This window comes from Pseudomonas monteilii NBRC 103158 = DSM 14164, assembly GCF_000730605.1.
Lineage (GTDB): Bacteria > Pseudomonadota > Gammaproteobacteria > Pseudomonadales > Pseudomonadaceae > Aquipseudomonas > Aquipseudomonas monteilii.
In genome coordinates, this window is sequence record NZ_BBIS01000047.1 from 1 (window position 1) to 7,308 (window position 7,308).

At 56.6% G+C, this 7,308-nt stretch carries 7 protein-coding genes, 1 other RNA gene and 1 pseudogene; 5 read left to right on the plus strand and 4 right to left on the minus strand.

Annotated elements, in window-relative coordinates; translation table 11 throughout:
- The first annotated feature begins 180 nt into the window (after positions 1-180).
- From PM2_RS22740 to PM2_RS22765, 5 genes and pseudogenes are all read left to right on the plus strand, one after another.
- Positions 181-840, plus strand: a complete 660-nt coding sequence (locus PM2_RS22740; RefSeq protein ID WP_141745107.1) for a hypothetical protein — start codon at positions 181-183, stop codon at positions 838-840.
- 169 nt (positions 841-1,009) lie between these two features.
- The gene (locus PM2_RS22745) at positions 1,010-1,630 is read left to right on the plus strand and encodes a tyrosine-type recombinase/integrase (protein ID WP_028699664.1); all 621 of its coding nucleotides are present in this window, start codon (positions 1,010-1,012) and stop codon (positions 1,628-1,630) included.
- 140 nt (positions 1,631-1,770) lie between these two features.
- Positions 1,771-2,622 (plus strand): AAA family ATPase, encoded by an 852-nt coding sequence (locus PM2_RS22750; RefSeq protein WP_028699665.1) that lies wholly within the window; start codon positions 1,771-1,773, stop codon positions 2,620-2,622.
- A gap of 56 nt (positions 2,623-2,678) precedes the next feature.
- Positions 2,679-2,915, plus strand: a pseudogene (locus PM2_RS22755) (transposase); the annotation flags it as partial.
- Positions 2,916-2,974: 59 nt separating this feature from the next.
- Positions 2,975-4,131 (plus strand): IS3 family transposase gene (locus PM2_RS22765; RefSeq protein WP_154670340.1). Its coding sequence is split into 2 segments (ribosomal slippage): positions 2,975-3,233 and positions 3,233-4,131, totalling 1,158 coding nucleotides; the frame shifts between segments, so codons are not numbered across the junction.
- Between the two features lie 273 nt (positions 4,132-4,404).
- Here PM2_RS22765 and PM2_RS22770 read toward each other — a convergent pair.
- From PM2_RS22770 to PM2_RS22780, 4 genes are all read right to left on the minus strand, one after another.
- Positions 4,405-5,910, minus strand: coding sequence for a YfjI family protein (locus PM2_RS22770; RefSeq protein ID WP_028699669.1), 1,506 nt, complete (start codon positions 5,908-5,910; stop codon positions 4,405-4,407).
- Positions 5,907-6,155 (minus strand): helix-turn-helix transcriptional regulator, encoded by a 249-nt coding sequence (locus tag PM2_RS22775; protein ID WP_013974306.1) that lies wholly within the window; start codon positions 6,153-6,155, stop codon positions 5,907-5,909. Before PM2_RS22775 ends, PM2_RS22770 begins: the two co-directional genes overlap by 4 nt.
- Positions 6,156-6,401: 246 nt before the next feature.
- Positions 6,402-6,800: a transfer-messenger RNA gene (gene ssrA, locus PM2_RS30270) on the minus strand.
- Positions 6,801-6,899: 99 nt separating this feature from the next.
- The gene (locus PM2_RS22780; protein WP_012274266.1) at positions 6,900-7,190 is read right to left on the minus strand and encodes a PA2433 domain-containing protein; all 291 of its coding nucleotides are present in this window, start codon (positions 7,188-7,190) and stop codon (positions 6,900-6,902) included.
- Positions 7,191-7,308: the final 118 nt, after the last annotated feature.

Genomic DNA, 7,308 nt, shown 5'->3' on the forward strand with positions numbered 1-7,308 from the left:
CCAGAAGCGGTCATCGCATATCGACAAATTCGGAGGCTATTCATTCATCTATTCAACTGAACGTAGAGCGCTGACGCCGCCCGAAGGCACTTCAATGATGCTGTAGAGCGGTTGCACATCTGAACGATTACAATCTTGCGTTCTCGCCACTTCTGAAAATGAATTCCAATGACTCTAACAATGCCTGAGTGGACTGCGATTATTGCGGCCGGCGGCGTAGCAACCCAGTTCTTGATTGCCCATCTCTCTCGACGACAGATTACGAAGCAGCTTGATCTCCAACACTTGGTATCCCATCGCGCAACGGCGACTTTCGTTGCGGATAAGCGCCAGAAGTGGATTGATGAGCTGCGTATGGACATGGCTTTCCACCTAGCCTTGTCGCAGGAGATCGTCTGGAAGTGGGATGGTATGCGTTCCCGCACGGCACTCCGAGTTCAGGAGGAGGCTTTAGATGTCGCAGGGAAGGTCGATATGACAAAGGCCGGCAAGATTTGGCAGGACGCTGCTGACGCCTTTTCACCGGAAAACGGTGCGCGTGACCGCGAGCACCAAGAGCGACACATTCGCATTATGTTCCGGCTGAATCCGAAGAAGGACTTGCACATCAAGCTTCGGGAGTGCCTCGATTTCATCCGAGTCGCGCTGAACAAGACCCAAAGTGCGAACACGGTAGCTGAAGCCAAGACGCTCCTTGACGAAACACTTCGCTTGGTCAGTGAAGCGCAAAAACACACGGAAGCTATCTTAAAAGCTGAGTGGCAGCGCGTGAAACAGGAGGTCGCCTACCCCGAAGTGTTGATGTCGAGGATCCCCAAGCCTGACCCGAAGAAGCAATGACGGTTTACTCCTTCGGGCACAGCGCTGAGTGACCAACAGAGCTATGTCCATCCGACGACAGAGAACCATTCCGTGTTTGACGAACACAATTGAGCGGCTATTTTTGGCCGGTTAGCGACCGTGGCTATTGCTGGTCCACCCTTGTCCTCCCTCACGTGGAGGACAAGCCATGAACACCACTGCCACCTTCAGTCACCAGCCTTGGAACAAGGTAAAGCTGGTCGGACAGAAAGCCCCGCTCCGGCTCAGCGATATATGGGCCATCAGGGTAAGGCTCCAAATTGCAGAGAGAACCCGGGCTCTTGCGCTATTCGACTTGGCCATCGACAGCAAGCTGCGAGCCTGCGACTTAACCAAGCTTTGTGTGCGGGACATAGCCCATGGAGAACACGTGTCGCCGCGAGCCATCGTGATGCAGCAGAAAACTCAGCGACCAATGCAGTTTGAGATCACAGAGCAGACCCGGGCGGCTTTGGCGGTCTGGATACATCAGGCCCAACTCCGCAGCGAGGATTGCCTGTTTCCGAGCCGGTTGCGAGGCTCAGATCATCTCTCCACCAGGCAATACGCTCGAATCGTCAAAGCCTGGGTGACAGCCATTGGCCTTGATCCTGTCATGTACGGCACCCACACGCTGCGGCGTACCAAGGCATCCCTGATCTACCGCAGGACGAAGAACCTGAGGGCAGTCCAACTCCTGCTCGGCCATACGAAGCTTGAAAGCACCGTCCGATACCTGGGGATTGAGGTCGATGACGCCTTGGAAATGGCGGAACAGACCGAGGTCTGACCATGCATAGCGACGGTCGAGGCAGGCCGTCGCTATTTGGCCAGAAGCAGCCAGCTCCACAATCTTCTATAGAGCACTCCGAGTAAGAAAAAACATCGGGTGCAAGCACCCCAAAATCCTTCCAAGGTAGGTTTGGATCAGTGATCAATCAGATAGACATCGCAAGCTTCGGCAGCTTTTCAGGCCTAGAATGGAAGAAGGCAGTTCGGGACAGCGGAAATAACGTTAAAAACTTCCAGCGTCTGAACATCCTCTACGGGCGTAACTACTCGGGCAAGACGACCCTCTCGCGTATTTTCCGTGCACTGGAAACAGGCACGCTTCCGTCGAACTACACAGGTTCGTCCTTCACCGTTACTGGCGACAAGGGCGCTGTCACCTGCTCGGGACTACTGACTCACGATTATGACGTGAGAGTGTATAACCGCGACTTTGTGGCCGAGAACTTGAGCTTCCTGGTCAACCAGGATGTCAGCGGGGAGATCAAGACCTTCGCCATCGTCGGTGAGAAAAACAAAGAGATTGACGACGCCATTGCTGCCATCGAAGCCAAGCTGGGCAGCGTTGAGGCCAAAGCCGGCCTCCGCTTTGATCTGGAGGGAAGAAAAAAAGAGCGCGATCGCACCAAGGCCGGCCACAGTGCTGCTCTTGGTGCGCTGGATGGCAAGCTCCGCTCACACGCCGCTGACAAGATCAAGAAGAATCCCCAGTACGGCGTTCCCGTCTACAACATCGATAACATCAAACGCGACATTGCAACTACCAAGAAGGCTGAATTTGCTCCACTGACTGTTCTGGAGCAGGCTGCAAAGCTTGCGCTCCTCAAGCAAGAGGCTTTGCCTGACATTACAGCCACGCTTGCCATTGCGCTCAGCTATGACTCACTGAAGAGCCAAGCTGAGCCACTTCTATCCAAATCGATTACGCCGACCAAGCCTATCCAGGAGCTGCTCAACGACAGCCTTTTGCAACTATGGGTTAAGCAAGGTTGATCTTGCCCAGTCCCAGTGGACACCCCGTTAAGCGATAAACTGCAACGAGGTGAATCATGGCAAGACAAGCAACCCCAATGAAACAGACCCGCACCCGCCATTCCCAAGCCTACAAGGACGAAGCGCTGGCTTTGGCCGAGCGCATTGGCGTCAGCAAGGCTGCCGAACAGCTCGGCCTGCATGCTTCCCAGCTCTACGGCTGGCGGAGCAAGAAGCACCAGACTCAGGCCGGCAGCGAGCGCGAGCAGTCGCTGGCCGACGAGAATGCCCGACTCAAGCGGCTGTTGGCCGAGTGATCTTGCCCAGTCCCAGTGGACACCCCGTTAAGCGATAAACTGCAACGAGGTGAATCATGGCAAGACAAGCAACCCCAATGAAACAGACCCGCACCCGCCATTCCCAAGCCTACAAGGACGAAGCGCTGGCTTTGGCCGAGCGCATTGGCGTCAGCAAGGCTGCCGAACAGCTCGGCCTGCATGCTTCCCAGCTCTACGGCTGGCGGAGCAAGAAGCACCAGACTCAGGCCGGCAGCGAGCGCGAGCAGTCGCTGGCCGACGAGAATGCCCGACTCAAGCGGCTGTTGGCCGAGCACGCCGAGGAGCTGACCATCGTAAAAAAGGCCGCCGCGTACTTTGCCAAGAGCCTCAAGTGAAGTACGCCTTCATGAGGACTCATACCGCGCATTTCTCGATCCAGGCCATGTGTCGCGTGTTGGGCGTTGCCCGCAGCGGTTACTACGCTTGGTGCTCTCGCAGGCCGTCAATGCGCCAGCGGCGAAGAGCCGAACTGGATCGGCAGGTCGCTCAGGCATACAGCGCACGCAAGGGCCGCAGCGGGGCTCCACGGCTGTGCCACGACCTGCGGGAAGCCGGCCTACCCTGCAATCGCAAGACGGTAGCCGCCGCGATGCAACGGCAAGGACTGCGTGCCAAGGCCGCCAAGAAGTTCAAGGCCACGACCAATTCTCAGCACTCCCTGCCAGTGGCAGAGAACTTGCTCAAGCAGGATTTCAAGGCATCTGCGCCAAATCAGAAATGGGTGGGTGACATCACCTACCTGCATACGGAGGAAGGCTGGCTGTATCTGGCAGTGGTCATCGATCTGTATTCACGGATGGTGATCGGCTGGGCCATGAACGAACGCATGACGGCCGACTTGGTTTGCGATGCCTTGCACATGGCGCTGTGGCGACGCAGGCAGCCTAATGACGTGATCGTGCCTAGCGACCGCGGCAGCCAGTACTGCTCAGCGGCTTACCAGGAGCTGATCCGCGCCCATCACTTGCGATGCAGCATGAGCGCCAAAGGCAACTGCTACGACAATGCCTGTGCAGAGAGCTTCTTCCACAGCCTGAAGGTCGAGTGCATCCACGGCGAGCGCTTCACGAGCCGCGCCCAGATGCGTGAAACCGTGTTTGAATACGTCGAAACCGATTACAACCGCCAGCGGCGACACAGCACGCTGGGGCACATCAGCCCAGAGGCCTTCGAGGCCAGGATGTGTGCTTAAACCCGTGTCCACGGCTGCTGGGCAAGATCACTGCCAAGTGCAGCCCTGATCGTTGTCGAGAGTCCGCTATTGGCCGATTCCGGCCTGATTCGACAGATTCAGAGCGCCGCTTCGCAAGCACTGGCAGCTGCCCCAAGCGCTCAGGTACGTCCATTTGGGCGCTGATTACTTATCCCAACCAGGAAAAGAGTGCCTACAAAACCTACAGAACTTAGTTTCGTAGGTTCTGTAGGCTGCGCTACCGGCCTTTTTGATAAACAGGTTGGGGCGAGGCTACGTTTTTCGCCAGATGTAGCGTGTTGATGGGCGGCCACCTTTTTCTCCGGCCACCTCGTAGCCAATGATTAAGTCGTGTTCAGCCAGAACTGCGAGTGCGTTGTTCACAGCGTCCTGTGAGCCTAATCCCATCCAGTCCTTCTGACGCACCTCGCGTGGGGTAAACGGCTCGGGTAATTTCTGCTGACGCTCCAGGATCAGCCTGGCACCGAGTAGTGGGGCGTTGATAGCTGCGCCGTAGAGTCGCAAGGCATGGCTCATCAGGTAGCTCGCCCAGTTAATGGCGCGTGATGTGGACTCTATGCCCACGGCTCTCTGACCACCTTCGACCAGTTCGAACAATAGGGCCAACCCCGCAATGGTCTGCGGCATTTTTAGATAATGGGATTGCAATGCTGGGTGAAATTCTTCGCTCCGGCTTTGTTGCATATGACGCGTATACCAGGCGTTAAACATTTCCTGTGCTTCTGGGCTGAACCTGAGCGTAGTACGGGGCTCGGATGGTAGCTGATCGAGGTAGTCAATAACCTGTTTCACTTGCTCAGCAGCAGCTTGGTTTGGCCAGCGATCGACCAGACGCCACTGACGGATATCGTCGGGATAGACGGCGAGCTGTAGGCGCTGAATCAGGCCGTCATCCACCTCGCCGCTGATCGAGGCGTTCACGAGGGATGCGATTCGTGAGGGTTGAATTCCGCCTATCAGCGATAAACAACATGACTCGATGAACAGGGTTCCTCGGCCAATACGATCGTAGGTGAATGAGCCGTTGCCATCGAAGCACTCCAAGTAGAAAGCGCGTGCCACTGAGCCGTCCTCACTCTGTATTGTTGCGAGCCAGCCCCCGAGCTCGTCACGTACTAGCAGCAGGCCGTTTGGGTTTTCGTTGAGCAGCTCACCGAGCTTTTCTACTGTTGAGTCGTTGACGGTGTAACGACGCTGCACTGGGGGCAGCACATTACTCGAAACCTTGGTGAGTTCCTCCCGCGCTCCAAGTTTGTCACCGCTGCCTACAAGTTTTGTGGCCTTGCTCTTAGCAGCCTTGCGCTCGATGTCGAGCAGCTCAGTGTTGGTCCTGTACTCCTCCAACGCCATGGAGTGCTGATTTCGCTCTCTTGTCTCCAATGCGTCCAAGGGACGAAGCGCTTGCTTGAGCGCTGGTGTTTTCATTGCAGACGGCCTTCCAATGATGACTCCCCATTGGTTGGGAACGACAGTCCAATCATCATGTTGCTTCGGGTGGATGGTGAATTTGCGTCCGACTACGGCGCTAACAGCAACCACAAGCGCGACCCCAACGAAATCCGGTGGGCACTGAGTGCGCTCGGCGACATCCAGCACGTATTCTTGAAGAACAGCAGGCAGTAGCTCTCCACGCCAGGGCATAACCCTGGCCAATCCGCTCGGCAGTGGCTTTGGCACGATGCTTGGATTCAGATACGAAGCACGTGCTGCCTCGGGCATTTCCGCCAAGAACGACGGTATCTGCTCGTGTGTGGTCATTGCTCAGCTCTCTCAGAGAGAGCCCGAGTGACTCCATCACGCTCGCTGATCTTGCCCTCCAGCCAGGCTTCCACCTCCGCGACGACGAAGTAAACGCCAGCCTGTTTGGTTGAGCCAAATTTGATGGGGCGAGGGAAGCTGGGATCGTTTTCTCGCAGCTTCTCGAGGCCGGAGCGGCTCTTGTCAAAGCATTGCTGCAGAGAGGTATGGCTGATCAGGTACTTCTTGGGGGCATGTGTCGGCATGTGCGGGTCTCTGTGTGTAAGCCGACACAGATTTAATACTCCTGAAAGATCGCTGTGGCGCGTTTTCAAACCGGAAAAGCGACAGAAAACGTTTTTTCGGTTGTTGAGGTAACGGCGGTAGCCGGGGAGGGGCTTCACGGGAAGGGAGGCTGTCATAAAGCTGGCATTACCCAACCATAACGGCCCAAAAAGACACAAAAAAGGCACTGTAGCTGTTCGCTAAGTGCCTGATTTGTAAAGGATATTTGGTGGAGCCGGGGGGATTTGAACCCCCGTCCGCCAGTACTCCGCTGTCGGTACTACATGCTTAGCCGTGTCTACTGATTTAATCCGCAGCCGCCCGACGGGCAGGGTGCTTTGGATGAGTTGTGTAAGTTTTAGTCACTTCGCCCACAACGTGCTACGCGACGATCCTGTTCTGTATGACAATCAGTTCGGGTTTACAGGCATCCCCTAGTGATTGCTGGAGCCGAAGCTACCAGAAGCAACGGGTCAAGAGGGCCGCTTACGCAGCCAGCTTGTACTCCGCGCCGTAGTTTTCGTCATTGGCAACTATAAAAGTTGCAACAGTGGATTTACGAGTTCTGTTACCAACTCGGCATGCACCTAGAGTTTCGCTACCGGCGTCGAATCCTAATCGGCCCCACACTAGCGTTACGCTAACGCACCTTACGGCACGTGAGGTGGAGTATACGCCATTGCGCGGGCGACGTCGACAGCCGGTCCTGTCGCCCGCTTTCAGGCTCACGCACCGCCGCTGCCGGTGCCGCTGCCTTTCTCGGTTTTCTCCAGGCGTTCCAGCACTTTGCTGGTGATGGCGATGCATTCCTTGGTGTCGCCGGAGGCCTGGGCGGCCTTGGCTTTGTCGACGTGCTCGGTGATGGCCTTGTCCAGGCCTTCGGAGGTGGCGCCGGCGGTGGCCATGCTGTCGTCGATCTTTTGCAGGTTGGTGGTGCAGAGGTCTTCGGCGGCAAACACAGGCGAAGCCAGCAGGGTGGCGGCCGCGAACAGGGCCGAAAGCGCGGTACCTTTCATGGGTGTCTCCTCTGGGGCCTCTGGAAGGTGGGCCTGTAAGGTGGACTGTGGGGGATTGGCGGGGGTTCAATCGGGATCGGGGCTGCTGGTGCTCGCCTTTGTTTCTATAGCGCCTGGT